The sequence below is a fragment of the Pseudomonas sp. B21-035 genome (assembly GCF_024748945.1).
GTDB lineage: Bacteria > Pseudomonadota > Gammaproteobacteria > Pseudomonadales > Pseudomonadaceae > Aquipseudomonas.
This window is the reverse complement of the sequence record NZ_CP087179.1, coordinates 5566583-5592187: the sequence shown is the minus strand read 5'-3', so window position 1 is coordinate 5592187 and position 25605 is coordinate 5566583. Positions and strand designations below refer to the sequence as shown.

Below are 25605 nucleotides of genomic sequence, written 5' to 3'. Positions count from 1 at the left end.
GGTAAAGAGGGCAGTATCGCCGATTCCGCGTGGTGAACGAATTGTGTACACCGACAAGCGATCAAGGGAACCCTGATCTACGCTAACACTCGCATTCCTAAATAGATCTGGCACATGCAAGGAGCCTGCATGAGGGTGTTGCGTCCTTTATCGCTCGTCTGCCTGGGGGTGTCGCTGGTGCTGACGGGATGCGGGGAGAAAAAAGCCCCTGAAGCCGAACTGCCCAGGGTTGGTGTTCAACGTGTTCAGCCCAGTGATTTCGCAGCGTCCGTAACCCTGACCGGCGATGTTCAGGCGCGGGTGCAGACCGATCTTTCCTTTCGCGTGGGCGGCAAGATCATTGCCCGCAGCGTCGATGTCGGCGATCACATCAAGGCCAACCAGGTACTGGCCAGGCTTGACCCCAAGGATCTGCAGACCAACGTCGACTCGGCCAAGGCCGAGGTCTTCGCCGAGCAGGCGCGCGTGACCCAGACTGCCGCGGCCTTTGTTCGCCAGCAAAAACTGTTGCCCAAGGGCTACACCAGCCAGAGCGAGTACGACTCGGCCGAAGCCGCCTTGCGCAGCAGCCAGAGCGCACTCAAGGCCGCCCAGGCGCAACTGGCCAACGCCCGAGAGCAGTTGAGCTACACCGCGCTGGTCGCCGAGGCGGACGGGGTGATCACCGAGCGCCAGGCCGAGGTCGGCCAGGTGGTTCAGGCCACGGTGCCGATCTTCAGCCTGGCCCGCGATGGTGAGCGCGATGCGGTGTTCAATGTCTACGAAGCCTTGCTGGTGGCCCCGGCCACCCGTGAGGCAATCAAGGTCAGCCTGGTGGATAACCCGAAAATCCAGGCTCAGGGTTACATCCGTGAGGTCACCCCGACGGTTTCGGCGCAAAGCGGCACGGTGCAGGTCAAGGTGGCATTGAATGATGTGCCGCCCGGCATGGACCTGGGCTCGCCAGTTACTGCCACAGGCAAAGTTCAGGGCAAGCCGAGCGTAGAGTTGCCCTGGTCAGCGCTGACCAAAGACCTGCATGAGCCGGCGGTGTGGCTGGTGGGCGAGGGTGACAAGGTGCGCTTGCAGAAGGTCAAGGTGATGCGCTACCTGACCGGCAAGGTGGTGGTGGGCGATGGCCTCAAAGGTGGGGAAACCGTTGTGGTAACTGGCGGGCAACTGCTAAATCCGGGCATGCAGGTGGAAATCGCGCCGCTCAAGGACAGCGGGGTGGCGCAATGAAAGCAATCACGTTTGTCTTGGGCGGCGCACTACTGCTCGTAGGTTGCGGCAAGCAAGCCAGTGCGCCAGAACCTGTGCGACCAGTGCTGTCGGTCATTGCCCAGCCACAGGTACAGGCCAATCTTGGACGTTTCGCTGGCAGCATCCAGGCCCGTTTTGAAAGCACCCTGGGCTTTCGTGTGGGGGGCCGGATTGCCCGGCGCTGGGTCGATGTCGGCAGTCAAGTGCAACCAGGCGATGTGCTTGCCAGCCTTGATCCCACCGACCAGCGCAACCAGTTGCGCGCCGCTGAGGGCGACCTGGCGAAGATCCAGGCGCAGTGGATCAACGCCCAGGCCAACGCCCGACGTCAGCAGCAGTTGTTTGATCGCGGCGTGGGTGCGCAAGCCCAGCTGGACATCGCGCAGACCGACCTGAAGACCACTGGAGCCTCCCTCAAGCAGGCGCGGGCGGCGGTTGACCAGGCCCGTGATCAACTGGGTTACAGCGAGCTGAAGGCCGACCATGGCGCCGTAGTCACCAATTGGCAGGCCGAGGCCGGGCAAACGGTGAGTGCCGGCCAGGCCGTGGTGACCCTGGCGCGACCGGATATCAAGGAAGCGGTGATCGACCTGCCGACCAGCCTGGCCGAGCAATTGAACACGCAGCTTCAGTTCCTGGTGGCCTCGCAACTGGACCCGGATATCAACACCACAGCGACCCTGCGTGAGCTGGAGCCGCAGGCCGATGCCACCACGCGCACCCGTCGCGCCCGCCTGACCTTGGTCGATACGCCGAATGCGTTCCGTCTCGGCACGGCTATCAGCGTCACCCTGACCTCGGCGGTTTCGCCACGCACCGAACTGCCGGCGTCGGCCTTGCTCGAAAGCGACGGCAAGACCCGGGTATGGGTGGTCGATCCGCAGCAAAAAACCGTCGCCACACGTGATGTGAAGCTGCTTGAGCGTACCCCCGGCAGCGTAGTGCTGGCCTCGGGCGTACAGCCTGGCGAGCGAGTAGTAACCGCCGGTGTAAACAGTCTCAAACCGGGCCAGAAGGTCATCGTCGACGAGGAAGACCCGCAATGAATGGAAGCTTCAACCTGTCGGAGTGGGCGCTCAAGCACCAATCCTTTGTCTGGTACCTGATGTTCGTCGGCTTGCTGATGGGCGTGTTTTCCTACATGAACCTGGGGCGTGAGGAAGACCCTTCGTTCACCATCAAGACCATGGTCATTCAGACCCGCTGGCCGGGTGCGACCCAGGATGAAACCCTGTACCAGGTCACCGACCGCATCGAAAAGAAGCTCGAAGAGCTGGACTCCCTCGACTATGTGAAAAGCTACACCCGCCCGGGCGAGTCAACCGTGTACGTCAACCTGCGCGACACCACCAAGGCGGCGGACATCCCGCAGATCTGGTATCAGGTGCGCAAGAAGATCCAGGATATTCGCGGCGAGTTTCCCCAAGGCATTCAGGGCCCGGGTTTCAACGATGAGTTCGGTGACGTGTTCGGCTCGATCTACGCCTTTACCGCCGATGGCCTGAGCATGCGCCAGCTGCGCGACTACGTCGAACAGGTGCGCGCCGAGATCCGTGAAGTGCCCAACCTGGGCAAGGTGGAAATGATCGGCACCCAGGACGAGGTGCTCTACCTGAACTTCTCGACCCGCAAGCTGGCGTCGTTCGGCATCGACCAGCGCCAGGTATTGCAGGCCCTGCAGAGCCAGAACGCAGTCACCCCGGCCGGGGTGATCGAGGCCGGTCCCGAGCGCATTTCGGTACGCACCACCGGGCAGTTCGCTTCGGAAAAAGACCTGGAAGCGGTCAACCTGCGGATAAACGACCGTTTTTTCCGCCTGGCGGATATCGCCGAGATCCAGCGAGGCTTTGTCGACCCACCCGCGCCGATGTTTCGCTACAACGGCCAGACCGCCATTGGTCTTGCCATCGGCATGAAGGCCGGCGGCAACATCCAGGTGTTCGGTGCCGACCTGCACAAGATGATGGACCGCGTGGTCTCCGAGTTGCCGGTTGGTGTTGGCGTGCATACGGTGTCTGACCAGGCGGTGGTAGTAGAGGAGGCCGTGGGCGGCTTTACCAGCGCCCTGTTCGAGGCGGTGGTGATCGTCCTGGTGGTCAGCTTCATCAGCCTCGGGGTACGCGCCGGTCTGGTGGTGGCCTGTTCGATTCCGCTGGTGCTGGCCATGGTCTTCATCTTCATGGAATACAGCGGCATCACCATGCAGCGGATCTCCCTGGGCGCGCTGATCATTGCCCTGGGCCTGTTGGTGGACGATGCGATGATCACCGTCGAGGTCATGGTCACGCGCCTGGAAATGGGCGAGTCCAAGGAGCAGGCAGCCACCTTCGCCTACACCTCGACCGCCTTTCCGATGCTTACCGGTACCCTGGTGACGGTCGCGGGCTTCGTGCCGATCGGCCTCAATGCCAGCTCGGCAGGGGAGTACACCTACACCCTGTTCGCGGTGATCGCGGCCGCCTTGCTGGTGTCCTGGGTGGTGGCCGTAGTATTTGCCCCGGTACTCGGCGTGCATATCCTCAGCACCAAGGTCAAACCGCACAGCGAAGAGCCGGGGCGTATCGGCAAGGCCTTTGGCAACAGCCTGCTGTGGTGCATGCGTCATCGCTGGCTGACCATCATCGGCACTGTGTTGCTGTTCGTGCTGGCGGTGTTCTGCATGCGATTCGTGCAGAACCAGTTCTTCCCGTCCTCGGACCGCCCGGAAATTCTCGTCGACCTCAACCTGCCGCAAAACGCCTCGATCGAGGAAACCCGCAAGGCGGTGGATCGCCTGGAAGCGACGCTCAAGGGCGACCCGGATATCGTGCGCTGGAGCACTTACATCGGCCAGGGCGCGATCCGTTTCTACCTGCCGCTGGACCAGCAACTGCAGAACCCGTACTACGCCCAGCTGGTGATTGTCAGCAAAGGCCTGGAGTCGCGCGAGGCATTGATGGCGCGCCTGCAAAAGCGTCTGCGTGAAGACTTCGTCGGCATTGGCAGCAACGTCCAGTCACTGGAAATGGGCCCGCCGGTCGGCCGGCCGATCCAGTACCGGGTCAGCGGCAAGGACATCGATGAAGTGCGCAAGCACGCCATTGCCCTGGCCTCGCTGCTCGACCAGAACGAGCACATCGGCGAGATGATTTACGACTGGAACGAGCCGGGCAAGGTGCTGCGGGTCGAGATCGCCCAAGACAAGGCGCGCCAGCTCGGGTTGTCGTCCGAAGACGTGGCCAATGTGATGAACAGCATCGTCAGCGGCGCGCCGGTGACCGAGGTCAACGACAACATCTACCTGATCGACGTCATCGCGCGCGCCGTAGACAGCGAGCGCGGCACGCCGCAGACCCTGCAAAACCTGCAGATCGTCACCCCCAACGGCACCTCGATCCCGCTGCTGGCCTTCGCCACCGTGCGCTATGAGCTGGAACAGCCGCTGGTATGGCGTCGCGACCGCAAACCGACCATCACCATCAAGGCCTCGGTGCGCGGCGAAATCCAGCCGACCGACCTGGTGGCTGAGCTCAAGCCGCAGATCGACAAATTCGCCAGCAAACTGCCGGTGGGTTACGCCGTGGCCACCGGCGGTACCGTAGAAGAAAGCGGCAAGGCCCAGGGCCCGATCGCCAAGGTGGTGCCGCTGATGCTGTTCATGATGGGCACCTTCCTGATGATCCAGCTGCACAGCGTGCAGAAGCTGTTCCTGGTCGCCAGCGTGGCGCCGCTGGGCTTGATCGGCGTGGTCCTGGCGCTGGTGCCGACCGGCACGCCGATGGGCTTTGTGGCGATCCTGGGGATTCTTGCGCTGATCGGCATCATCATCCGCAACTCGGTGATCCTGGTGACCCAGATCGACGAGTACGAAGCCCAGGGCTACTCGCCCTGGGATGCGGTGCTGGAAGCGACCAACCACAGGCGCCGGCCGATTTTGCTGACTGCGGCAGCGGCGAGCCTGGGCATGATCCCGATCGCCCGCGAAGTGTTCTGGGGGCCGATGGCCTACGCCATGATCGGCGGGATCATCGTCGCCACCTTGCTGACCCTGCTGTTTTTGCCGGCGCTGTACGTGGCCTGGTACAAGATCCGCGAGCCGCAGCGCCAGTGATTACGCCATCGCGGGTCCAGCCCGCTCCCACAGTTGCAACGGTGTATTCTGTGGGAGCGGGCTTGACCCGCGATGCTTTTAGATCCAGACCGCATCCCAATGAGGATAGTCACCAATTCGCTGCACCAGCCCTGCACGAATAGGGTTGGCAACAATGTAACGAGCTACTGCCTGGACATCTTCTTCATAGCGCAATGCACGATCATGAAACCCAGGCTGCCAGAGTCTGCTTTTGAGTTTGCACGCCTTGCAAATGGCGCAGCCACTGCGTGACTTGAGCCTGCGCATTAGTGTTTTCAATGTGCAGGACTGCAACTCGATGAGCCAATGAAAGTGATCAGGCATTACTACCCAGGCCAGTGATCGCGCAGCGCCTTCTTGCTCAGCTAGTTTGAATTGGGCAACGACGAGCCGGGCCAAGCCAAACTCTCTGAGTATGGGGGCCCGGTTTTCAGTGATGCTCGTCAGTAGATACAACCTGCCGGGTTCGGAAATTCGCCCCCGTCGCAGGCGCTTGGAGTGTGGACGGTCCATGTCGACTTCCTTGAGTTTGAAACTTCAAGGTAGCTGGACTCGCTGGGGGAGCATGGAGGTCTTGAAAACAGAATGTTTCCCTGTGCCATAGATGTGGGGGTGGTACGACGTCTCGACTTGACCCGTGATAAATTCAGCGCTTGTTCAAGCCCTTCGCCAACCGGTCCCCGCCCAGCTGAATCAACGCCACCAGCACCACCAGCATGACGATCACCGTCAGCATGATCTGGCTGTCGAAGCGCTGGTAGCCATAGCGATAGGCGATGTCGCCCAGGCCTCCGGCACCGATGGCGCCGGCCATGGCCGAGGAGTTGATCATGGTCACCAGGGTGATGGTAAAGCCGCCAACAATGCCCGGCAGGGCTTCGGGCAGCAGTACATGCCAGACGATATGCCAGCGCCGGCAGCCCATGGCCTGGGCCGCTTCGATCAGGCCGTGGTCGACCTCGCGCAGGCTGACTTCGGCAATGCGCGCAAAGAACGGTGTGGCGGCAATGGTCAGCGGTACCACTGCCGCCCAGACGCCGTAGGTGGTGCCGACGATCAAGCGGGTGAAGGGAATCAAGGCCACCATCAGGATCAGGAACGGAATCGAGCGGAACAGGTTGACGAAGGCGCCGAGCACCCGGTTCAGGGCAGGCGCTTCAAAGATCCCGCCCTTGCCACTGGTGACCAGGATCACCGCCAGCGGCACGCCGGCGAGCAGGGCGATCAGCGATGAGACGCCGACCATCAGCAGGGTGTCGAGCACGCCCTGGAGCAAGCGATCAAACCACATAACCCAATACCTCCACTTGTGCCGCCCATTGCCGGGCGCGCTCAATCACTTGCTCGTGGCGGTGCGGCGAGTTGGCCACCGACACAACAAGCTGCCCCAACGCGCGGCCCTGGATCGGTTCGATGCCGCCTTGCAGCAAGCTGATCCGACCGCCGAGCAAGGCGAATAATGAAGACAATTCCGGCGCCTGCTTGTCTTTGCCACTCACCCGCAAGCTCAACACCAGTGCTGCCTCAGGCCCCGCCGGTTGCGGCTGCAAGCGAGCCTGCAACGCAGCTGGCAGAGCAGGCTGCAAGGGCGCGAGCAGGGTCTTGCTGACCTCATGCTGCGGATCGCCGAACACCTGCCAGACAGCGCCTTGTTCAACGATGCGCCCACGCTCGAGCACCACTACCCGGTGGCAGATATCGCGGATCACCGCCATCTCGTGGGTGATCAACACGATGGTCAAACCCAGGCGCTGGTTGATATCGCGTAGCAGGCCGAGGATCGACTCGGTGGTTTCCGGGTCGAGTGCCGACGTAGCCTCGTCACACAGCAGGATCTCGGGGTCATGCACCAGCGCCCGGGCAATGCCGACGCGCTGCTTCTGCCCGCCGGACAACTGCGCCGGGTAGACGTGATGCTTCTCCTGCAGGCCGACCAGTTCCAGCAATTGGGCAACCTTGCGCTGGCGCTCGGCCTTGGGCACGCCGGCGACCTTGAGCGGTAGCTCGACGTTCTGCCAGACGGTCTTGGCCGACATCAGGTTGAAGTGCTGGAAGATCATGCCGATGCGCCGGCGCAGGCGCACCAGGCGGTCTTCGTCGTACTCGCCGATGTCTACCTGGTCGATCAGCACCCGACCCTGGCTGGGTTGCTCGAGGCGGTTGATGGTGCGGATCAGCGACGACTTGCCGGCGCCGCTGCGGCCGATGATGCCGAAGATCTCACCGTGCTGGATGTTCAGGTCGATGCCGTCCAGCGCCGGGGCCCGTTGGCCAGGGTACGTCTTGCCGAGGCCAATGAAGCGTACATGGGCGTTGCCCAGCTCCGGGTGCAAGGCCCGTTGCCGGGCCTGTTGCAGGGGCGCGAAAGTGGCCTGCTGCTCCTGCGCCACGCGGGCGCTGATGGCGCTCATTTCAGCTCTCCCAGCCGGCTTGGTAGAGCTTGCCGTGGGCCTGGTCGAGGGCAGCACGCACCACCGGCGAGTGCTGGTAGATGTCGATGAACCTGGCCAGGCGCGGGTCGTCCTTGCTCTGCGGGCGGATGACGAACTGGATCACGTATTCCTTGTGGTCGAGGCCGTCGAACAGCAGCGCCGAAGTGGCGTCGAAGGTCTTGGCCAGGCGGATGTAGGCCGGGTAGCCCTGGACCAGGTCGGCGTCGTCGTAGGCACGCACCAGTTGTACTGCTTCAACCTGGAGGATCTTCAGCTTCTTCGGATTGGCGACAATGTCTTCTTCGGTGGCCTTGTAGCCGACGCCGGGCTTGAGGGTGATCAGGCCGGCCTTGGCCAGCAACTGCAAACCGCGGCCGCTGTTGATCGGGTCGTTGGCGATGGCCACGCTGGCGCCCTCGGGCAGCTCGGCGAAGCTCTTGTACTTTTTCGAATACAGGCCGACGTTGTTGATGATCCCCGGGGCGAAGGGCACCAGGTCGAAACCGGCAGCAGCCTTGGCGTTTTCCAGGAACGGGATGTGCTGGAAGTAGTTCACGTCGATGTCGCCGGCCGCCAGGCTGACATTCGGCGCGATCCAGTCGCTGAACTCGATCAGTTCGACGTCCAGGCCCTGTTTCTTGGCCTCGCTGACGGCGGCTTCAAGCGGGATCGAGAAGGCTGCGGTGGTGCCGACTTTCAGGGCATCGGCGGCCTGGGCGGCGCCGAGCAGGCCGAGGCTCAAGGCCAGGGCTGCGACCGGGCGGGCAATAAAGGTTTTAAGCATGCTGTAGCGCTCCCGTCGGGGTCGTGGTGGTGTGGCGATAGCTGGCGCCAGGATGGTCTGCCGGCAGGTGAGGCTGGTCGCTGGCGAAGAGTTTTTCGCGCAGGCTGCCCTGTTCGTAGGCGGTCTTGTACGAGCCGCGGCGTTGCAACTCGGGGATGACCAGGTCGATGAAGTCGACATAGCTTTCCGGGGTGACCGTGCGCGCCAGGTTGAAACCGTCGAGGCCGGTTTCGGCGATCCAGCTTTCCAGCGCGTCGGCGACCTGGGTCGGCGAGCCGATCAGGGTGATGTAGCGCCCGCCCAGAGCGTGCTGTTCGAGCAGCTTGCGCCGGGTCCAGTCGTTGTTCTGCAGGTTCCTGGTGGCAGACTGGATGGCATTGCTTTTCACGTACTGGATCGGCTCGTCCAGTTCGTACTCGGAAAAATCGATAGCGGTGGAACTGGCAAAGTGCGCAACACCGGCCTCGGGGCTGGCATAGCGCAGGTACTCGGCGTGCTTGGCCTTGGCCTGTTCTTCGGTGCGGGCGACGATCACCGTCAGGCCCATGAACACCTTGATGGCTTGCGGGTCGCGCCCGGCTGCGACGGCGGCAGCGCGGACCTTGTCGACCTGGGCGCGGGTGGCGGCCTTGTTCTGGCCGCTGATGAACACGCATTCGGCATGGTTGCCGGCAAAGCCCAGGCCACGCTCGGAGCTGCCAGCCTGGAACAGCACCGGCGTACGCTGCGGCGACGGCTCGCAGAGGTGATAGCCCTCGACCCGGTAGAACTCGCCTTGATGCTTGACCTTGTGCACCTTGTCCGGCTGGGCGTAGATCCGCTGCTGGCGGTCGTTGAGCACCGCGCCGTCTTCCCAACTGCCTTCCCAGAGCTTGTACAGCACCTGCAGGTACTCGTCGGCCTGGTCATAGCGGCGGTCGTGCTCGGGTTGCTGGTCCAGGCCCATGGCCTTGGCAGCGCTGTCGAGGTAGCCGGTGACGATGTTCCAGCCGACCCGGCCACGGCTCAGGTGGTCGAGGGTGGAAAGGCGCCGGGCAAACAGGTACGGCGGCTCGTAGGTGAGGTTGGCGGTCAGGCCGAAACCCAGGTTGCGGGTGACTGCGGCCATGGCCGAGACCAGCAGCAGCGGGTCGTTGACCGGTAGCTGGATCGACTCTTTGAGCGGTACATCGACCGACTGCTGGTAGACGTCGTAGACACCGACGATATCGGCGATGAACAGCCCGTCGAACAGCCCGCGCTCGAGCAACTGGGCAAGCTCGGTCCAGTATTCGAGGGTTTTGTACTGGCTCGAGTTGTCCCGCGGGTGGGTCCACAGGCCGTGGTTGATATGGCCAACGCAGTTCATGTTGAAGGCGTTGAGCAGGATCTTTTTCTTGGCCATCAGATGGTGCCCCGCAACGGTGGGTTTTCATCGTTGAGGTAGTAGTTGCCGATGGCGTGGTACTTCCAGCGCACCGGGTCGTGCAGGGTGTGCACCCGGGCGTTGCGCCAGTGCCGGTCGAGGCCATGCTCGGCCAGGGTGGCCTGGCTGCCCGACAGCTCGAACAGAGTGGTGCCGGCGGCGAGGGAAATCTCGGTGCTGATCGCCCGCGCTTCGGCCACGGCGATGGAGGCGGCGGCGACGGTTGCGGCATTGGGCTCGGCCTGGGCGCGGTCGAGGTATTCGCCGGCGCGTTCGAGCAGCGCTTCAGTGGCGTGCAAACGGATCGCCAGGTGGCCGAAGGATTTCAGCGTCAGTGGATCTTCGCTGGCCTTATCGACCCCGGAGTCGACCCATGGCCGGCTGCGGGTGCGCACGAAGTGCAGGGCATCTTCGTAGGCGGCGCGGGCGATGCCGGTGTCGATGGCGGCGTGGAGGATCTGCGCCAGCGGGCCGACCGTGGTCGGGCGCTCGAAGGCGCTCTGGAACGGCAGCACGTCTTCGGCGCCAACCTGGACGTTATCGAACAGCACCGAACCGCTGCCGGTGGTGCGCTGGCCGAAGCCGCTCCAGTCGTCGATGACCTTCAGCCCGGTACTGTCTGCCGGGACGAAGGCCAGGCGCTGGATGCCGTCCTCATCGACAACCGAGGTGGGAATGCGCTGGGCATAGAGCGCACCGGTGGCGTAGAACTTGCGCCCGTTGATGCGGTAAGCATCGCCGTCGCGGCTAAGGGCGGTGGTGCGGTCGTGGGCGGTCTTGGTGCCCAGCTCGGCCAGGGCATTGCCCAAGCGCTGGCCGGCCAGTACTTCGGCGTACAGGCGCTGCTGTTGCGCCGCGCTGCCGTTGACCCGCAGCACTTCGAGGGCATAGAAGTGGTTCTGCGGAATCTGCCCCAGCGAGGCGTCCGCCTGGGCGATGCGGGCGATGACCTTGGCCAGGGTGACGCTCGATACGCCTGCGCCACCAAAGGCCTTGGGTACGCTGATGCCCCACAGGCCGGAGCGCGAGAACAGTTCAAGTTCAGGGTGTGGCAGGCGTCGTTCGCGGTCGCGCAGGGCGCTGTCGCGGCGCAGCTGGACGGCGATTTCCTCGGCGACTTGCAATGCCTGGGCGTCAGTGTGGATGACCGCGACGTTGGCGTGCGGTTGTGGCAAAAGGCTCATAAACAGGGCTCCAGTGGTCTGGTCAAATCCAGGAGTGCCGGGCAGGCAAGGTACCGTTGAGGTGATAGGCGCCGACGGCGTGGTATTTCCAGCGCACCGGATCGTGCAGGGTGTGCACGCGGGCATTGCGCCAGTGCCGGTCGAGGTTGAACTCGGCCAGGGTGGCGCGGCTGCCGGAGAGCTCGAAGAGCTTCTCGCTAGCCAGCAGCGAAATCTCGGTGGTCAGCACCTTGGCTTCGGCCACGGCAATCGAAGCGCGAGCGGCCGCAGCGGCATCGACCGGCGCGGCGCTGACTTCGTCGAGCACCCGCGCAGCCTTGGAAAGCAGCGCCTGGGCGGCATGCAGTTCAAGCTGCAGGCGGCCGACGTCGGCGATTACATAAAGATCATCGCTGGCACGATCGACCTTGGCGTCGATCCATGGCCGGGCTTTGTCGCGAACGAAGGCGATGGTGTCGGCAATCGCCGCTTCGGCGATACCGGCATCGATGGCCGCCTGGATCAGCTGCGAAGCCGCGCCCTGGATGTTTGCTACTTCGCTCTGTTTCCAGGTGTCGATCACCAGCTCCGCATCGACCTGCACCTTGTCCAGCAGCACGGTGCCGCTGGCGGTGGTGCGCTGGCCGAAACCCGACCAGTCATCGACGATGCGCAGGCCCGGGGTGCCGCGGCGGACAAAGGCCATGACCTGACGGCCGTCATCGTTCAACGCCTTGACCGCGACCCAATGGGCAAACAGGGCGCCGGTGGAATAGAACTTCTGGCCGCTGAGCACATAGTGATCGCCCTCGCGGGTGATCCGTGCCTTGAGGTCCAGGGTGTGCTTGGTGCCGCGTTCCGGCCCGGCATTGCCGATGCGCCAGCCATCGAGCACCGAGGTGAACAGCAGCTCTTTCTGCCGCTCCGTGGCGGTGCCTTTGAGCAGTTGCAGGATGCCGAACTGGTTTTGCGGGATCTGCCCCAGCGCCGGGTCGGCGGCGCTGATGATGCGAAAGACTTCCGCGATGGTGACAAACGACACCTGCGCGCCGCCAAAGGCGCGCGGGATGCTGATGCTGCCCAGGCCGCTGCGGGTGAACTGCTCGATTTCTGCCCAGGGCAGCTTGCGCTGCTGGTCGCGCTTGGCCGCCTGGGTGCGTGCTGCTTCGGCCAGCTCGTGGGCTGCCTGCAGGGCTTGTTCGTCGTTGCTCAGCACCTTGGCCGGCAGCAACAGCGGGGCGCTGTCCAGATCGCTGTGGACTGTGGTTTCTGCCAGATTGGACATCAGTACCGCTCCTTGGCTGCACTCAATGCCCTGGCGTTACGCACTGGGGTGATTGTGTTCCTGACCATACCTACCTCACGAATTGAAAACGTCGGCGCGGGTTGCGACGACAAAATTGCGCTGGTCCGGTGGTCCGGTGCATATACCCTAATAGCGTATAAAAATTAAATAAACTAACTTTTAGGAATAAATATAGAAGTACTTGGCGGTCGCTGGACGAACGCCTGCCGGAGCTGGGCAGGCGCTGTAAGAGGGGCGGGGAAAGGGCGGGGAAAACTCAGTAGCCGGTGTTCTGCGTACCGAGGAACTTGCTCAGGAACTGGCGTGTGCGGTCTTCCTTGGGGTGGGCGAACAGCGCCTTGGCTTCGCCCTGTTCAACGATCACGCCCTTGTCGAAGAAGATCACCCGGTTGGCCACGTCGCGGGCAAAACTCATCTCGTGGGTGACGATGATCATGGTGCGCTTTTCTTCAGCCAGGCCACGAATGGTCGCCAGCACTTCGCCGACCAGCTCGGGGTCGAGCGCCGAGGTCGGCTCGTCGAAGAGGATCACTTCCGGCTCCATCGCCAGGGCCCGGGCAATCGCTACCCGCTGCTGCTGACCGCCGGAGAGCTTGCGCGGGTAGGCGGCTTCCTTGCCGGCCAGGCCGACCTTGGCCAGCAGCTTCATGCCCAGGGCCACGGCTTGTTCGTGCGGAGTTTTCTTGACCACCAGCGGGCCTTCGATGACGTTCTCCAGCGCCGTACGATGGGGGAACAGGTTGAAGTTCTGAAACACGAAGCCGACTTCCTGGCGCAACTGGCGGATCAGCCCGCTTTGCTGGCCCAGCGGGCGGTTGGCGTCGATTTCTACCTTGCCGACCTTGATGCGCCCGCTGCTGGGGGTTTCCAGCAGGTTCAGGCAACGCAGGAAGGTGGTCTTGCCCGAGCCGCTGGGGCCGATGATGGCGATCACCTCGCCGGCCTCGACCTTGAGGCTGATGTCATCGAGCACGGTCTGGCCGTTGAACTGCTTGCTCAGTCGTTGTACCTCGATCATGCCTCAGGACTCCTGGTCGTGCCGGTTGACCCGCGCTTCCAGGCGGTTCTGCAGGTGCGCGAGAACGCTGGCCAGCACCCAGTAGATCAGTGCGGCGGCAAGGTACATGGTGAAGATCTCGAAGGTGCGCGCAGTAATCAGCTGCGCCTGGCGGAACAGCTCCGGCACCTGGATGGTGGCGGCCAGGGCGGTGTCCTTGACCAGCGAAATAAAGCTGTTGCCCAGTGGCGGCAAGGCGGTGCGCGCCGCTTGCGGCAGGATTGCCCGGCGCATGGCCTGGCCACGGGTCATGCCGATGCTGGCGGCAGCCTCCCACTGGCCGCGGTCGATGGAACTGATCGCGGCACGGAGAATTTCACAGGCATAGGCGGCCATGTTCAGCGAGAAGCCGATCAACGCTGCGGGCAGCGGGTCGAGCTCGATGCCCAGTTGTGGCAGGCCGTAGTAGATCATGAACAGCTGCACCAGCAGCGGCGTGCCGCGAAAGAACGACACGTAGACTCGCGCCGTCCAGCTCAGCAGCTTGATCGACGACAGGCGCATCAGCGCCAGGCCAAAGCCCAGCAACAGGCCAAAGAACATCCCGCCGAGGCTGAGAATGACCGTAAAGTACGCGCCCTTGAGCAAAAAGGGCGCGGACTCCAGCGCCAGTTGCAAAGCTGCTTCCATTATTGGGTGACGTCAGCGTTGAAGTACTTTTCCGAAAGCTTTTTCAGTGTGCCGTCGGCGCGTAGCTTGTCGAGAGCTTTGTTCACTGCTGCCAGCAGTTCCGGCTCGCCTTTGCGCAGGGCAATACCGGCTTCCTGGCGGGAGAAGGCGTCACCGGCGGCAGTGGTGTCCTTGGCTTTCTTGGCGTATTCCAGCGCCGCCAGACGGTCGATCAGGATGGCGTCGATCCGGCCGACGCGCAGGTCCTGGAACTTGGTCGGATCGTCTTCGTAGGTGCGCACGTCCGCGGTCGGCACGTTGGCTTTGACCCACTGTTCGTAGTTGGTGCCCAGGCCCACGCCGACTTTCTTGCCGCCCAGGTCGGCAGCGGACTTGATGTTCAGCTCGGCGGCCTTTTTCGTCAGCACCAGCGCCTGAATCCCGGAAACGGTGTAGGGCGCGGAGAAGTCATACTTCTTCTTGCGCTCATCGGAGATGGTCACCTGGTTCACCACCGCGTCCAGGCGCTTGGACTCCAGTGCCGCGAGGATGCCATCCCACTTGGTTGGCTGCAGCTTGACCTTGACCCCCAGCTCCTTGGCCAGGGCTTCGGAAAGCTCCACTTCGAAGCCGGCCAGCTTGCCGTCGGCGTCGACGAAGCTGAACGGTGGATAAGTGCCTTCAAGGCCGATGTTGATCACGCCCTTGTCTTTGATCTGCTGCAGTTGCTCACCAGCGACAGCCTGGCCGAGCAGGCTGGCGCCGAGCAGCAAGCCGAGGCCTGCGGCGACTGCCTGTTTACCGAAAGCGGAAATCTTCATGGTTAGCCCCAATGTTGTTGTGAGTGTGGCGCTGACTATAGGGTGACGCTTTTAGTCTTAAAAATAATATAAATTCATTTTCTTATATTATTTTCAAATAAGTTAGTTAGCCGTTCCAGACCTCAGGGTAGGCGAATAATGCCGGGGCCCCACCGGTATGCAGAAAAATCAGCGGGCCGTCATCGAATCGCTGACGGGCAATACCATCAAGCAGCCCGGCCATGGCCTTGCCGGTGTATACCGGGTCAAGCAGCAAGCCTTCCTGGCTGGCCAGCAGGCGGATGGCGGCGAGGGTACCGGCGTTCGGTTCGCCATAGCGCGGGGCGAAGTACTCATCCCACAATTCGATCTTGAAGGTGGCCGGCAGGCGCAGGCCCAGCAGCTCGGCGGTGCGCTCGGCCAGGCCCTGGACTTTCGGGCGCTGGTCTTCGTCGCTGCGCGACACGGTCACGCCGATCACCGGCAGCTTCGGCAGTTTTTCTGCCAGGGCGATGGCCAGGCCGCTGTGGGTACCGGCACTGCCGGAGGCCAGCAGCACCCCGGCGAACTGTTCGCCGCAATGTTCGATCTGCTCGGCCAGCTCCAGGCCTGCGCGTACATACCCCAGGGCACCGAGGGCGTTGGAGCCGCCAATCGGCACGATGTAGGGCTTACGGCCACTGGCGTGCAGGCGCACAGCCAGGGCTTGCAGTTGTTCGTCGGCATTGTCGAGGTTATCGACCAGCTCGACCTTGGCGTCGAATAGCTCCAGCAACAGGCGGTTGCCGTTGTGCTGGTAGTTGAGTGAATCGGTACCGATCGGGTTTTCCAGCAAGGCTACGCAGGCCAGGCCCAGTTGCGCGGCCAGCGCCGCGGTCTGGCGCACATGGTTGGACTGGATGGCGCCTGCGGTGACCAGGGTGTCGGCGCCCTTGGCCAGGGCATCGGCGGCCAGGTATTCGAGCTTGCGTAGTTTGTTGCCGCCCAGCGCCAACGGCGTGCAGTCGTCGCGTTTGACGTAGATGTCGCGGCCGGCCCAGGCTGACAGCCGATGCAGTTTTTCCAGCGCGGTAGGGGCGCCAAGCAGGTCCAGACGATTGAAGCGGGCAAGCTGTCGGTCGATCATGGGGTCACGTCGGCTAGGTAAAATTCGACTATAGGCAGCCCGGGGCAGGTGGGCAACTCCCGGGCTTATGCCCCCTTTATTGCGTTCTGGAATAAAGGGTTATTTTTTCTGTCGCAGGAAATTGCCGTAAAGTAATCGGCACTTCGGCGGCACCACCATCCACCGACCGCCGCTGCAGCAGGAGAGGTAACCGTGAGCGACAACGCGCAAACAGGGCATTGGCAGTTGCAGACCATCGTCGGCCAGCTGCGTGCCGCCCGCGACCAGTGGCGCAGCAGTAACGGGCGCAGCAGCGGCGAGCAGGGCGGCCGCGAGCTGCCGTCACGCGAGGCCATGCGCCATATTCTCGAGCAGTTGTGTGGTGCCCTGTTCCCCATGCGCCTGGGCCCGGTCGACCTGCGTGAAGAGAGCGAAGACTTCTATGTTGGCCATACCCTCGATGCCGCGCTGACCGCCTTGCTCGCCCAGGCGCGCCTGGAGCTGCGCTATGTGGCGCGCCACGGCAAGCAGGCCACGGCCGAGATCGACGCCACGGCGCTGCGCCTGATCCAGGACTTTGCCGCCGCCCTGCCAAGCCTGCGCAGCATCCTCGATACCGATGTGCTGGCCGCTTTTCATGGCGACCCGGCGGCGCGCAGCGTCGATGAAGTGCTGCTGTGCTACCCGGGCATCCTCGCGGTGATTCACCACCGCCTGGCCCACCATCTGTACCGCGCTGGCCTGCCATTGCTGGCGCGGATCAGCTCGGAGCTGGCGCATTCGGCCACCGGCATCGACATTCACCCGGGGGCGCAGATCGGCCCGAGCTTCTTCATCGACCACGGTACCGGCGTGGTGATCGGCGAAACGGCGATCATCGGCGAGCGGGTACGCATCTACCAGGCCGTGACCCTGGGCGCCAAGCGCTTCCCGGCGGACGAGGACGGGCAGTTGCAGAAGGGCCATCCGCGCCACCCGATTGTCGAGGACGACGTGGTGATTTATGCCGGCGCGACTATTCTGGGACGAATCACCATTGGCAAGGGTTCGACCATCGGCGGTAACGTCTGGCTGACCCGCAGCGTGGCGCCGGGCAGCAACCTGACCCAGGCCAATCTGCAGCATGATGACGGTACCCAGAAGTAGGCAATCCGAGGCTTGGCTTGCGGCAACGGGTCGCATCGCGACCCCCATCCATGTTTAACTTGAACGCTTGTTCAAGTTAAAACGGTGGTCCGCTGCCGGTGTTCAACAGGAGGAAACCCTTTGCTGAACCCGTTCAATCCAAGCTTCTCCCCCCTCGGCGAGGTGCACAACCAATGAGTGCACCCAGCTCCGAATCCAGCGGCAAGATCCGCATGAACCCGCCGGTTTTCTACTTCGCGGCGAGCTTTATCCTGATATTCGGCCTGGTGGTCATCAGCAACCCGCAAGCCGCTGGCGAGTGGCTGCTGGCGGCGCAGAACTGGGCGGCCAACACCGTTGGCTGGTACTACATGCTGGCGATGACCCTGTACCTGGTCTTCGTGGTGGTCACCGCCTTGTCTGGCTACGGCAAGATCAAGCTCGGTGCCGACCACGACGAGCCCGAGTTCAGCTACCTGTCCTGGGCCGGCATGCTGTTCGCCGCCGGCATCAGCATTACCCTGTTCTTTTTCTGCGTCTCCGAACCCCTGACCCACATGCTGCAGCCGCCGCAAGGCGAGGCCGGCACGGTCGAGGCCGGGCGCCAGGCCATGCAGTTGCTGTTCCTGCACTGGGGCCTGCATGGCTGGGGGGTGTTCGCCTTTGTCGGCATGGCCCTGGCCTATTTCGCCTACCGCCATAACCTGCCGCTGGCCCTGCGCTCGGCGCTGTATCCGTTGATCGGCAAGCGCATCAACGGTCCGATTGGTTATGCCGTCGACGGCTTCGGCATCATCGCCACGGTGTTCGGCCTGGGCGCCGACATGGGCTTTGGCGTGTTGCACCTGAACTCCGGCCTGGACTACCTGTTCGGCGTGCCGCACACCCAGTGGGTGCAGGTGATCCTCATCACCCTGATGATGGGCGCGGCGGTCGCGGTGGCGGTTGCCGGGGTCGAGAAGGGCGTGCGGGTGATGTCCGACATCAACATGTTCCTGGCCTGCGCGCTGCTGCTGTTTGTGCTGTTCGCCGGCCCTACCCAGCACCTGTTCAACACCCTGATCCAGAACCTCGGTGACTATCTTGGCGCCTTGCCGCGCAAGAGCTTTGACGTTTATGCCTACAACCAGGCCAATGAGTGGCTGGGCGGCTGGACGGTGTTCTACTGGGCCTGGTGGATTGCCTGGGCGCCGTTTGTCGGCCTGTTCATCGCGCGGATTTCCCGCGGCCGGACCATCCGCGAGTTCGTCTTCGGCGTGTTGCTGATTCCGCTGGGCTTCACTCTGGCGTGGATGTCGATCTTTGGTAACAGCGCGTTGTTCCAGGTGCTCGAGCACGGCATGACCGCGCTGGGCCAGTCGGCCCTCGACAACCCGTCGATGACCCTCTACCTGTTGCTGGAAACCTACCCGTGGAGCAAGGCGGTGATCGCCGTCACGGTGTTCATCAGCTTCGTGTTCTTCGTCACCTCGGCAGACTCTGGCACCGTGGTGCTCTCGACCCTCTCCGCCCGTGGCGGCAATGCCGATGAAGACGGGCCGAACTGGCTGCGGGTGTTCTGGGGCGCGATGACCGCACTGGTGACCAGCGGCTTGCTGTTCGCCGGCAGTATCGATTCGCTGAAATCGGCGGTAGTGCTCACCTCGCTGCCGTTCTCGGTGATCTTGTTGCTGATGATGTGGGGCCTGCACAAGGCCTTCTATCTGGAGTCGCAACGACAGATCGCCCAGTTGCATTCGCTGGCGCCGTTCGCCAATTCGCGGCGCGGCCGCGGTGGCTGGCGTCAGCGCCTGAGCCAGGCCGTGCACTTCCCGTCACGCGACGAGGTGTACCGCTTCATGGACGACGTGGTGCGCCCGGCGATTGCCGAGGTGACCGAGGTGTTTAGCGAGAAGGGCCTGCACGTCATCACCCAGGAAGACCCGAGCCACGACAACGTCAGCTTGAAGATCGGCCATGGCGAAGAGCAGCCGTTCATTTACCAGGTGCAGATGCGCGGTTACTTCACGCCGTCATTTGCCTTGGGCGGCCTGGGTACCCAGGAGCTGAAGAACCGTCGTTACTACCGTGCCGAGGTGCACCTGAGCGAGGGCAGCCAGGACTATGACCTGGTGGGCTACAGCAAGGAGCAGATCATCAACGACATTCTGGATCAGTACGAACGGCATATGCAGTTCTTGCATCTGGTGCGCTAAAAGCATCGCGGTCTTGCCCGCTCCCACAGTGTGGACTGCTGGGAGCGGGCAAGACCGCGATGGATCTTAAAACGGCGCATCCCCGAGAATCGTCGCCCGGTGCATCACCCGCCGCGCCGGCCGGTAATCATCCACCGCGTAATGCTGGGTCACGCGGTTATCCCAGAACGCCACGTCGTTTTCCTGCCAGCGCCAGCGAATGGTGAACTCCGGGCGGGTCGCGTGGGCGAACAGCAGCTTGAGAATCGCCTCGCTTTCAGCCTCGCTCAGTTCGTTGATGCGGGTGGTGAAGCCCTCATTGACGAACAGTGCCTTGCGCTTGCTCACCGGGTGGGTACGGATTACCGGGTGCGACAGCGGCGGGTTGTTACGCCGTGCCGTTTCCCAGCGCGCCAGGTCCTCAGGGGTGGTGCCGAAACGCTCCAGCGGGAACGACTTGGTGAAATCATGGGTGGCGGTGAGGCCAGCCAACAGCTGCTGCAGCGGTGCCGACAGTGCCTCATAGGCAGCAATGCCACTGGCCCACAAGGTATCGCCACCGTAGGCCGGCAGTTGCTTGGCACTGAGCACCGCACCCAGTGCCGGGGTTGGCAGGAAGGTCACATCGGTGTGCCAGATGGCGTTGTCGCGCACGTCGGTGACGGCGGTGTCGAGCACCAGCACCTGCGGGGTTTCCGGTACATTGGGGTAGATCGGGTGGATATGCAGGTCGCCAAAGCGCGCGGCGAAATCGGCCTGCTGCTGCGGGTTGATCGGCTGGTCGCGAAAGAACAGTACCTGGTGCTTGAGCAGCGCCTGTTCGATGGCGTCGCGTTGTTCTTTGTTGATTTCGCGGCTGAGGTCGATGCCGCTGATCTGGGCGCCGAGCGCCGGGCTCAGCGGGGTAATGGTCAGGCTCATGGTTGTTCTCTGTTCGTTTTCAATGGCTCTGGCCGTGCCAGGGCACCAGCTTGCGCTGCAGGGCGCGCAGGCCCATTTCCAGGGCAAAGGCAATCAAGGCGATCACCAGGATGCCCAGCACCACCACGTCGGTGACCAAAAACTGCGCCGCCGACTGCACCATGAAACCCAGGCCGCTGGTGGCGGCGATCAGCTCGGCGGCCACCAGGGTTGACCAGCCAACCCCCAGGCCAATGCGTACGCCGGTAAGAATGTCGGGCAGGGCGCTGGGCAAAATCACGTGGCGAATCAGCTGCCAACGGGTGGCGCCCAGCGACTGCGCCGCGCGCAGCCTGGTCGGGTCGACGGTGCGCACGCCAGTGGCGGTGGCAATGGCGATCGGGGCGAAGATCGCCAGGTAAATCAGCAGCACTTTCGACAGCTCGCCGATACCGCACCAGATCACGATCAGTGGCAGGTAGGCCAGGGGCGGAATCGGCCGGTAGAACTCGATCAGCGGGTCGAGAATGCCGCGGGCTATACGGTTATGGCCGATGGCGATGCCGATCGGGATTGCCGTGACAATCGCCGCGCCAAGGGCCAGGCCGATACGTTGCAGGCTGGCGCCCAGGTGCTGCCACAGGGTGGACTCCATGTAGCCCTGGGTCAGCAGCAACCAGGCCTTGCCCAGCACCGCTTCCGGCGAGGGCAAAAAAAGTGGCTCGATCCATTCGGCGGCGGTCACCGCCCACCACAGCAGCAACAGCGTGGCCAGGGTCAGGCCGCTGATCCAGCGGGTGCTCAGGCTGCGCCGGGGTTTGCTCGGCGCAGTGTGGCTGGCGGTGCGTTTGCTCGCTACCGGGACATCCAGGCTGCTCATGCGGACTCCTGCCGCGTTGCGGCACTGCGTTGGGAGAACACCCGGGCCAGCACGTGCTCGCGGGTTTCGATAAAGCGCGGGTCGGACTTGATCGAACGGGCCGACTCGCCGGCGCTGTAGCGCTGGCCAAAGTCCAGTTGCAGGCGTTCGACGATCTGCCCGGGGTTCGGCGCCAGCAACACCAGTTCGGTGGCGAGGAACACCGCCTCTTCAATGTCGTGGGTAATCAGGAATACCGGCTTGGCGGTACGCTGCCAGACCTGCAACAGCAACTCCTGCATCTGTTCACGGGTAAAGGCATCCAGCGCGCCGAACGGCTCGTCCATCAGCAGAACCCGCGGATCGGCGGCCAGCGCCCGGGCCAGGCCCACGCGCTGCTTCTGGCCACCGGACAATTGCCAGATGCGCCGGTTGCCGAAGTCCGCCAGGTCGACCAGGGCGAGCATTTCGCGGGCCTTTTTCTCGCGGCTGGCGCGTGGCACGCCGGCCAGTTCCAGGCCGAAGGCGACGTTGGCCAGCACGTCTTGCCAGGGCAGTAGAGCATCATCCTGGAACACCACGCCGCGCTCGGCGCCCGGACCTTGTACCGGCTCGCCGTCGAGGGTGATACGGCCACTGCTGGGCGCCACGAAACCGGCAATCAGGTTGAGCAACGAGGTCTTGCCGCTGCCCGAAGGGCCGAGGGCCACCAGCAATTGCTGCGGGCCCAGGCTCAGGTTGATATCGGCCAGCACCGGCTCGGCCGCGCCGGGGTACTGTGCGCTGATGCGCTCCAGTTGTAACAGGGCCATGATCTGCTCCGAGTCTCAGTTGGCGATGAATTTGGCGCTGACGTAAGGCGCGTAGTCCGGCAGCACCGCTTCGACCTTGCCTTGCTCCTTGAGGAAGGTGGCGGTGTCGGTGATTGCCTGGGTGGTCGGTGCACCGAGTGCTGCGACCTGGTCAGCGGCCAGCGGGAACACGTTGCCTTGCAGCAGGCCAGGGATGTCAGCCGCCTTGGCGCCGGAGAGCTTGACCAGCTTGTCGACGTTACTCTGGTTTGCCAGCCACGCTTGCGGGTCCTTGCGGTAGTCGGCGTAGGCATCCAGGGTGACCTTGGCGAAGGCCTTGACGATCTCCGGGTGCTTGGCGGCGAAGTCCTTGCGCACGATCCAGGCATCGAAAGTCGGCGCGCCTTTTTCGGCCAGCTCAGCGGAGGTGATCAGCACCTTGCCGTTTTCCTTGGCCACGCCCAGGGCCGGGTCCCAGACGTAGGTGGCGTCGATGTCGCCGCGCTTCCAGGCTGCGATGATTGCCGGTGGCGCGAGGTTGAGGATCTGTACCTTGGCCGGGTCGATGTTCCATTGCTTGAGTGCGGCCAGCAGGCTGTAGTGACCGGTGGAGACGAACGGCACGGCAATCTTCTTGCCGATCAGGTCCTGTGGCGAGTTTATGCCGGCGCCGTCGCGGGCGACCAGGGCTTCGGCTGCGCCGATCTGGGTGGCGATCAGGAAGGTTTCCACCGGCAGTTTGCGGGTCGCAGCGGCGGCCAGCGGGCTGGAGCCGAGGTAGCCGATCTGCACGTCGCCGGAGGCCACGGCGGTGATCACGTCGGCGCCGCTGTCGAATTTGCGCCAGTCGATATCGGCCTTGCTGGTTTTCTCGTAGGTGCCGTCGACCTGGGCGACTTTCGCCGGGTCGACGGTGGTCTGGTAGGCCACCGTCAGGTCGGCCGCCTGGGCAAACCAGCTGGTGCCGGCCAGGGTCAGGGCGGCGAACAGGCGCAGGGGAGCATGCAGGGTCATGGTTAACTCCTTGTCAGGCGGGCGATTGTGTTGGTGTGGGATAAGACTAGATGATCTAAGAAAGTTAAAATAAATAACTTTTTAGCATTAGCTTAGGAGCCAATTGATTTAAGGCTTGCGAAAGGGGGGAGTCATCGCGGGGCAAGTCCGCTCCAGCCTATAGGCGCCATCGGCCTGGGCGACAAAAGTGACGCTGGTCAAGGTCAGGGCGCAGAGGAAACGCAATGATGGCCTGGCCATGAGGGCTACTTTGTCGAAGGGGAAGGATCGGCGAAGCTAAGCGATCTAAAAAACCGCTTTGAAATATCCTTTAGGAATTAGCTTATGTGCCGATAACGGCAGCGAAGAAAAATCTTGGGTGATATTCCGTAATAATCTGAAAAATTACGAAATAAGTCTTTTTGGATTTATAGGATTGTCATTATCCTTCACCCCCACCGCTGGTGCATTAGACCAAAGTAGTGAAATGAATAGTTACGATTGACTTGACGGTCACCCTTTGGTGCTAATCGCCCATCGACGTCGAGCGGGACACAAAGATCCTGCCGTAAGCGACACACAAGAATTAGAACGTAGAGGAGCAAAACATGTACAAGTCCACCTTGGCACTTGCCGTGGCCGTTGGGGTTCTGGCCCAGCAGGCGGGTGCTGCCGGCTTCATCGAAGACAGCAAGGCAACACTGAAGCTGCGCAACTTCTATATCAACACCGACAACCGTAACCACGGTACCAACACCAGCACCAACTACCAGGAAGAATGGGGTCAGGGCTTCCAGGTCGATTACGCCTCGGGCTTCACCCAGGGCACCGTCGGCTTTGGTGTTGACGCTATTGCCCTGTTGGGCGTGCGTCTGGACTCGGGCAAGGGCCGTCATGGCAACCCGACCAGCGCCTCCTATGGCGGTTCGGTGTTCCCGACCGACAGCAACGGTCGTGCAGTTGACGAGTACTCCAGCCTGGGCCTGACCGCCAAGGCCAAGATTTCCCAGACCGAACTGCGCTACGGCACCCTGCTGCCGAAGCTGCCGGTCATCTCGTACAACGATGGTCGCCTGCTGCCGCAAACCTTCGAAGGTGGTCAGATCACCTCGAACGAGTTCAAGGACCTGACCCTGATCGGTGGTCAGATCGAGCACGTCAAAGGCCGTAACTCCAGCAACAACGAAGAAATGTCGATCGCTGGCGCCAACAACGCCCGTACCGGCAAGTTCAGCAACAAGTTCCTCTACGCCGGTGCCGACTACAAGGTCACCAAGGACCTGCTGCTGCAGTACTACTATGGCAACCTGGAAGACTTCTACAAACAGCACTTCCTGGGTGCGGTACACAACTGGGCAATCGGCCCGGGCGTGCTGAAGTCCGACTTCCGTTACTTCCACAGCACTGACGACGGCGCCAACAGCAACGATCCGGCCTACTTCACCAGCGGCTGGTACGGCAACGGCACCAAGGGCAAGGTTGATAACGATCTGTACAGCGCCCTGTTCCTCTACACCGTCCAGGGTCACACCTTCGGTGGCGGTTACCAGGTCTCTAGCGGTGACAGCGACTTCCCTTGGCTGAACCAGGGGGACGGCTCGTCCAACTACACCATCACCGACTCGCAGATCCAGAAGTTCGGCCGTGCCGGTGAGCGTACCTGGCAGGCTCGCTACTCCTACGATTTCGCCAAGGTCGGCCTGGCGGGCGCTACTGCCGGCGTCACCTACCTCAAAGGCGATAACATCGATTCGGCAATCGGTGACCGTACCGAGTGGGAGCGTGATATCACCGTGGCCTACGTGGTACCGGAAGGCACCCTCAAGGGCCTGGGCATCATGTGGAAAAACGCCACTTGGCGCAGCGACATTGCCAACACCAAGGACCAGGACGAAAACCGTCTGATCCTCAGCTACTCCATCCCGCTGCTGTAAGGCGAGAAAAGCGCGCCCGCCCGGCCCTGTGCCGCGCGGGCGTTGTTTTGCCTGTTTTTTGATATTTCTGTTAGTTCTAAATAAATCAATATTTATTCTTTTTAATTTCAGCAGGAAGCAGGCACAGTGAAGCCATAACGAACCCAGCCAAGGAGCCGCACCATGAGCCTCAGACTCGGCGATATCGCCCCCGACTTCGAACAGGATTCCAGCGCCGGCAAGATCCGCTTCCACGAATGGCTGGGCGACAGCTGGGGCGTGCTGTTCTCCCACCCGGCCGACTTTACTCCGGTGTGCACCACCGAACTGGGTTTCACCGCCAAGCTCAAGGAGCAGTTCGCCGAGCGCGGAGTCAAGGCCATTGCCCTGTCGGTGGACCCGGTCGATTCGCACCACCGCTGGATCGAAGACATCAACGAAACCCAGAACACTGTCGTCAACTTCCCGATCCTGGCTGATGCCGATCGCAAGGTTTCTGACCTCTACGACCTGATTCATCCCAATGCCAGCGACACCCTGACGGTGCGTTCCCTGTTCGTCATCGACCCGAACAAGAAGATCCGCCTGACCATCACCTACCCGGCCAGCACCGGGCGCAACTTCCACGAGATCTTGCGGGTAATCGATTCGCTGCAACTGACCGACAACCACAAGGTTGCCACCCCGGCCAACTGGCAGGACGGTGACGAAGTGGTGATCGTGCCATCGCTCAAGGATGAAGACGAAATCAAGCGCCGCTTTCCCAAGGGTTACCGGGCGGTCAAGCCATACCTGCGCCTGACCCCGCAACCCAATCGTTGATCTTTAGCCATAGC

22 protein-coding genes are annotated in these 25605 nt (G+C 62.7%); 7 read left to right on the top strand and 15 right to left on the bottom strand.

Annotated features, from left to right (window positions below):
• The first annotated feature begins 129 nt into the window (after nt 1-129).
• From LOY22_RS25620 to LOY22_RS25610, 3 genes are read left to right on the top strand one after another with little or no spacing between them, the layout of a single operon-like run.
• Nucleotides 130-1221, top strand: a complete 1092-nt coding sequence (locus LOY22_RS25620) for an efflux RND transporter periplasmic adaptor subunit (RefSeq protein WP_093378311.1) — start codon at nt 130-132, stop codon at nt 1219-1221.
• Entirely contained in the window at nt 1218-2288 is a 1071-nt protein-coding gene (locus tag LOY22_RS25615) for an efflux RND transporter periplasmic adaptor subunit (protein WP_045201126.1), read from the top strand. Before LOY22_RS25620 ends, LOY22_RS25615 begins: the two co-directional genes overlap by 4 nt.
• Nucleotides 2285-5332 (top strand): efflux RND transporter permease subunit, encoded by a 3048-nt coding sequence (locus LOY22_RS25610; RefSeq protein WP_195885275.1) that lies wholly within the window; start codon nt 2285-2287, stop codon nt 5330-5332. Before LOY22_RS25615 ends, LOY22_RS25610 begins: the two co-directional genes overlap by 4 nt.
• Nucleotides 5333-5410: 78 nt before the next feature.
• Here LOY22_RS25610 and LOY22_RS25605 read toward each other — a convergent pair whose 3' ends face one another.
• From LOY22_RS25605 to LOY22_RS25555, 11 genes are all read right to left on the bottom strand, one after another.
• Complete coding sequence (locus LOY22_RS25605; RefSeq protein WP_045201130.1) at nt 5411-5866, bottom strand: REP-associated tyrosine transposase; 456 nt, start codon at nt 5864-5866, stop codon at nt 5411-5413.
• Nucleotides 5867-5999: 133 nt separating this feature from the next.
• Nucleotides 6000-6644, bottom strand: a complete 645-nt coding sequence (locus LOY22_RS25600; RefSeq protein ID WP_093378325.1) for a methionine ABC transporter permease — start codon at nt 6642-6644, stop codon at nt 6000-6002.
• Nucleotides 6634-7764 carry a methionine ABC transporter ATP-binding protein gene (locus LOY22_RS25595; RefSeq protein ID WP_258595348.1) on the bottom strand — a complete coding sequence of 377 codons (1131 nt, stop codon included), beginning with the start codon at nt 7762-7764 and terminating at the stop codon, nt 6634-6636. The genes LOY22_RS25600 and LOY22_RS25595 overlap by 11 nt, the downstream gene beginning before the upstream one ends.
• 1 nt (nt 7765) lies before the next feature.
• Nucleotides 7766-8569, bottom strand: a complete 804-nt coding sequence (locus LOY22_RS25590) for a MetQ/NlpA family ABC transporter substrate-binding protein (RefSeq protein WP_093378331.1) — start codon at nt 8567-8569, stop codon at nt 7766-7768.
• Nucleotides 8562-9953 (bottom strand): LLM class flavin-dependent oxidoreductase, encoded by a 1392-nt coding sequence (locus LOY22_RS25585; protein ID WP_258595346.1) that lies wholly within the window; start codon nt 9951-9953, stop codon nt 8562-8564. Before LOY22_RS25585 ends, LOY22_RS25590 begins: the two co-directional genes overlap by 8 nt.
• Nucleotides 9953-11158 carry an SfnB family sulfur acquisition oxidoreductase gene (locus tag LOY22_RS25580; RefSeq protein ID WP_093378338.1) on the bottom strand — a complete coding sequence of 402 codons (1206 nt, stop codon included), beginning with the start codon at nt 11156-11158 and terminating at the stop codon, nt 9953-9955. Before LOY22_RS25580 ends, LOY22_RS25585 begins: the two co-directional genes overlap by 1 nt.
• 22 nt (nt 11159-11180) lie before the next feature.
• Nucleotides 11181-12422 (bottom strand): SfnB family sulfur acquisition oxidoreductase, encoded by a 1242-nt coding sequence (locus LOY22_RS25575; RefSeq protein ID WP_093378342.1) that lies wholly within the window; start codon nt 12420-12422, stop codon nt 11181-11183.
• Between the two features lie 277 nt (nt 12423-12699).
• On the bottom strand, nt 12700-13461 hold the full coding sequence (tcyN, locus tag LOY22_RS25570; RefSeq protein WP_045201142.1) for an L-cystine ABC transporter ATP-binding protein TcyN: 762 nt from the start codon (nt 13459-13461) through the stop codon (nt 12700-12702).
• A 3-nt stretch (nt 13462-13464) separates the two neighbouring features.
• The gene (tcyL, locus tag LOY22_RS25565) at nt 13465-14130 is read right to left on the bottom strand and encodes a cystine ABC transporter permease (protein ID WP_045201143.1); all 666 of its coding nucleotides are present in this window, start codon (nt 14128-14130) and stop codon (nt 13465-13467) included.
• Nucleotides 14130-14930: a cystine ABC transporter substrate-binding protein gene (gene tcyJ, locus LOY22_RS25560; RefSeq protein ID WP_093378350.1), complete on the bottom strand. Its 801-nt coding sequence runs from the start codon at nt 14928-14930 to the stop codon at nt 14130-14132. The genes tcyL and tcyJ overlap by 1 nt, the downstream gene beginning before the upstream one ends.
• Before the next feature lie 106 nt (nt 14931-15036).
• On the bottom strand, nt 15037-16035 hold the full coding sequence (locus LOY22_RS25555; RefSeq protein WP_045201145.1) for a D-cysteine desulfhydrase: 999 nt from the start codon (nt 16033-16035) through the stop codon (nt 15037-15039).
• A gap of 192 nt (nt 16036-16227) precedes the next feature.
• On the opposite strand from LOY22_RS25555, the gene epsC reads away from it, so the two are divergent.
• Nucleotides 16228-17160, top strand: a complete 933-nt coding sequence (epsC, locus tag LOY22_RS25550) for a serine O-acetyltransferase EpsC (protein ID WP_045201146.1) — start codon at nt 16228-16230, stop codon at nt 17158-17160.
• A gap of 173 nt (nt 17161-17333) precedes the next feature.
• A complete protein-coding gene (betT, locus tag LOY22_RS25545) occupies nt 17334-19334 on the top strand; it encodes a choline transporter BetT (protein WP_045201147.1) in 2001 nt (666 codons plus the stop codon).
• 66 nt (nt 19335-19400) lie between these two features.
• Here the strand turns inward: betT and tauD are convergent, their stop codons facing one another.
• From tauD to tauA, 4 genes are read right to left on the bottom strand one after another with little or no spacing between them, the layout of a single operon-like run.
• Entirely contained in the window at nt 19401-20234 is an 834-nt protein-coding gene (gene tauD, locus LOY22_RS25540) for a taurine dioxygenase (RefSeq protein ID WP_093378359.1), read from the bottom strand.
• Nucleotides 20235-20253: 19 nt separating this feature from the next.
• Entirely contained in the window at nt 20254-21093 is an 840-nt protein-coding gene (gene tauC, locus LOY22_RS25535; RefSeq protein ID WP_093378363.1) for a taurine ABC transporter permease TauC, read from the bottom strand.
• On the bottom strand, nt 21090-21884 hold the full coding sequence (gene tauB, locus LOY22_RS25530; protein WP_045201150.1) for a taurine ABC transporter ATP-binding subunit: 795 nt from the start codon (nt 21882-21884) through the stop codon (nt 21090-21092). The genes tauC and tauB overlap by 4 nt, the downstream gene beginning before the upstream one ends.
• A gap of 15 nt (nt 21885-21899) precedes the next feature.
• Nucleotides 21900-22877, bottom strand: a complete 978-nt coding sequence (gene tauA, locus LOY22_RS25525) for a taurine ABC transporter substrate-binding protein (RefSeq protein WP_045201151.1) — start codon at nt 22875-22877, stop codon at nt 21900-21902.
• Between the two features lie 587 nt (nt 22878-23464).
• Between tauA and LOY22_RS25520 the strand changes: the two genes are divergently transcribed.
• A complete protein-coding gene (locus LOY22_RS25520) occupies nt 23465-24790 on the top strand; it encodes an OprD family porin (protein ID WP_093378368.1) in 1326 nt (441 codons plus the stop codon).
• A gap of 162 nt (nt 24791-24952) precedes the next feature.
• Nucleotides 24953-25591 (top strand): peroxiredoxin, encoded by a 639-nt coding sequence (locus LOY22_RS25515; RefSeq protein WP_045201153.1) that lies wholly within the window; start codon nt 24953-24955, stop codon nt 25589-25591.
• The last annotated feature ends 14 nt before the right edge of the window (nt 25592-25605 follow it).

Coding starts and splice junctions, on each gene's coding strand:
- LOY22_RS25620 (WP_093378311.1), top strand. CDS start 130: ATGAGGGTGTTGCGTCCTTTATCGCTCGTCTGCCTGGGGGTGTCGCTG.
- LOY22_RS25615 (WP_045201126.1), top strand. CDS start 1,218: ATGAAAGCAATCACGTTTGTCTTGGGCGGCGCACTACTGCTCGTAGGT.
- LOY22_RS25610 (WP_195885275.1), top strand. CDS start 2,285: ATGAATGGAAGCTTCAACCTGTCGGAGTGGGCGCTCAAGCACCAATCC.
- LOY22_RS25605 (WP_045201130.1), bottom strand. CDS start 5,866: ATGGACCGTCCACACTCCAAGCGCCTGCGACGGGGGCGAATTTCCGAA.
- LOY22_RS25600 (WP_093378325.1), bottom strand. CDS start 6,644: ATGTGGTTTGATCGCTTGCTCCAGGGCGTGCTCGACACCCTGCTGATG.
- LOY22_RS25595 (WP_258595348.1), bottom strand. CDS start 7,764: ATGAGCGCCATCAGCGCCCGCGTGGCGCAGGAGCAGCAGGCCACTTTC.
- LOY22_RS25590 (WP_093378331.1), bottom strand. CDS start 8,569: ATGCTTAAAACCTTTATTGCCCGCCCGGTCGCAGCCCTGGCCTTGAGC.
- LOY22_RS25585 (WP_258595346.1), bottom strand. CDS start 9,953: ATGGCCAAGAAAAAGATCCTGCTCAACGCCTTCAACATGAACTGCGTT.
- LOY22_RS25580 (WP_093378338.1), bottom strand. CDS start 11,158: ATGAGCCTTTTGCCACAACCGCACGCCAACGTCGCGGTCATCCACACT.
- LOY22_RS25575 (WP_093378342.1), bottom strand. CDS start 12,422: ATGTCCAATCTGGCAGAAACCACAGTCCACAGCGATCTGGACAGCGCC.
- tcyN (WP_045201142.1), bottom strand. CDS start 13,461: ATGATCGAGGTACAACGACTGAGCAAGCAGTTCAACGGCCAGACCGTG.
- tcyL (WP_045201143.1), bottom strand. CDS start 14,130: ATGGAAGCAGCTTTGCAACTGGCGCTGGAGTCCGCGCCCTTTTTGCTC.
- tcyJ (WP_093378350.1), bottom strand. CDS start 14,930: ATGAAGATTTCCGCTTTCGGTAAACAGGCAGTCGCCGCAGGCCTCGGC.
- LOY22_RS25555 (WP_045201145.1), bottom strand. CDS start 16,035: ATGATCGACCGACAGCTTGCCCGCTTCAATCGTCTGGACCTGCTTGGC.
- betT (WP_045201147.1), top strand. CDS start 17,334: ATGAGTGCACCCAGCTCCGAATCCAGCGGCAAGATCCGCATGAACCCG.
- tauD (WP_093378359.1), bottom strand. CDS start 20,234: ATGAGCCTGACCATTACCCCGCTGAGCCCGGCGCTCGGCGCCCAGATC.
- tauC (WP_093378363.1), bottom strand. CDS start 21,093: ATGAGCAGCCTGGATGTCCCGGTAGCGAGCAAACGCACCGCCAGCCAC.
- tauB (WP_045201150.1), bottom strand. CDS start 21,884: ATGGCCCTGTTACAACTGGAGCGCATCAGCGCACAGTACCCCGGCGCG.
- tauA (WP_045201151.1), bottom strand. CDS start 22,877: ATGACCCTGCATGCTCCCCTGCGCCTGTTCGCCGCCCTGACCCTGGCC.
- LOY22_RS25520 (WP_093378368.1), top strand. CDS start 23,465: ATGTACAAGTCCACCTTGGCACTTGCCGTGGCCGTTGGGGTTCTGGCC.
- LOY22_RS25515 (WP_045201153.1), top strand. CDS start 24,953: ATGAGCCTCAGACTCGGCGATATCGCCCCCGACTTCGAACAGGATTCC.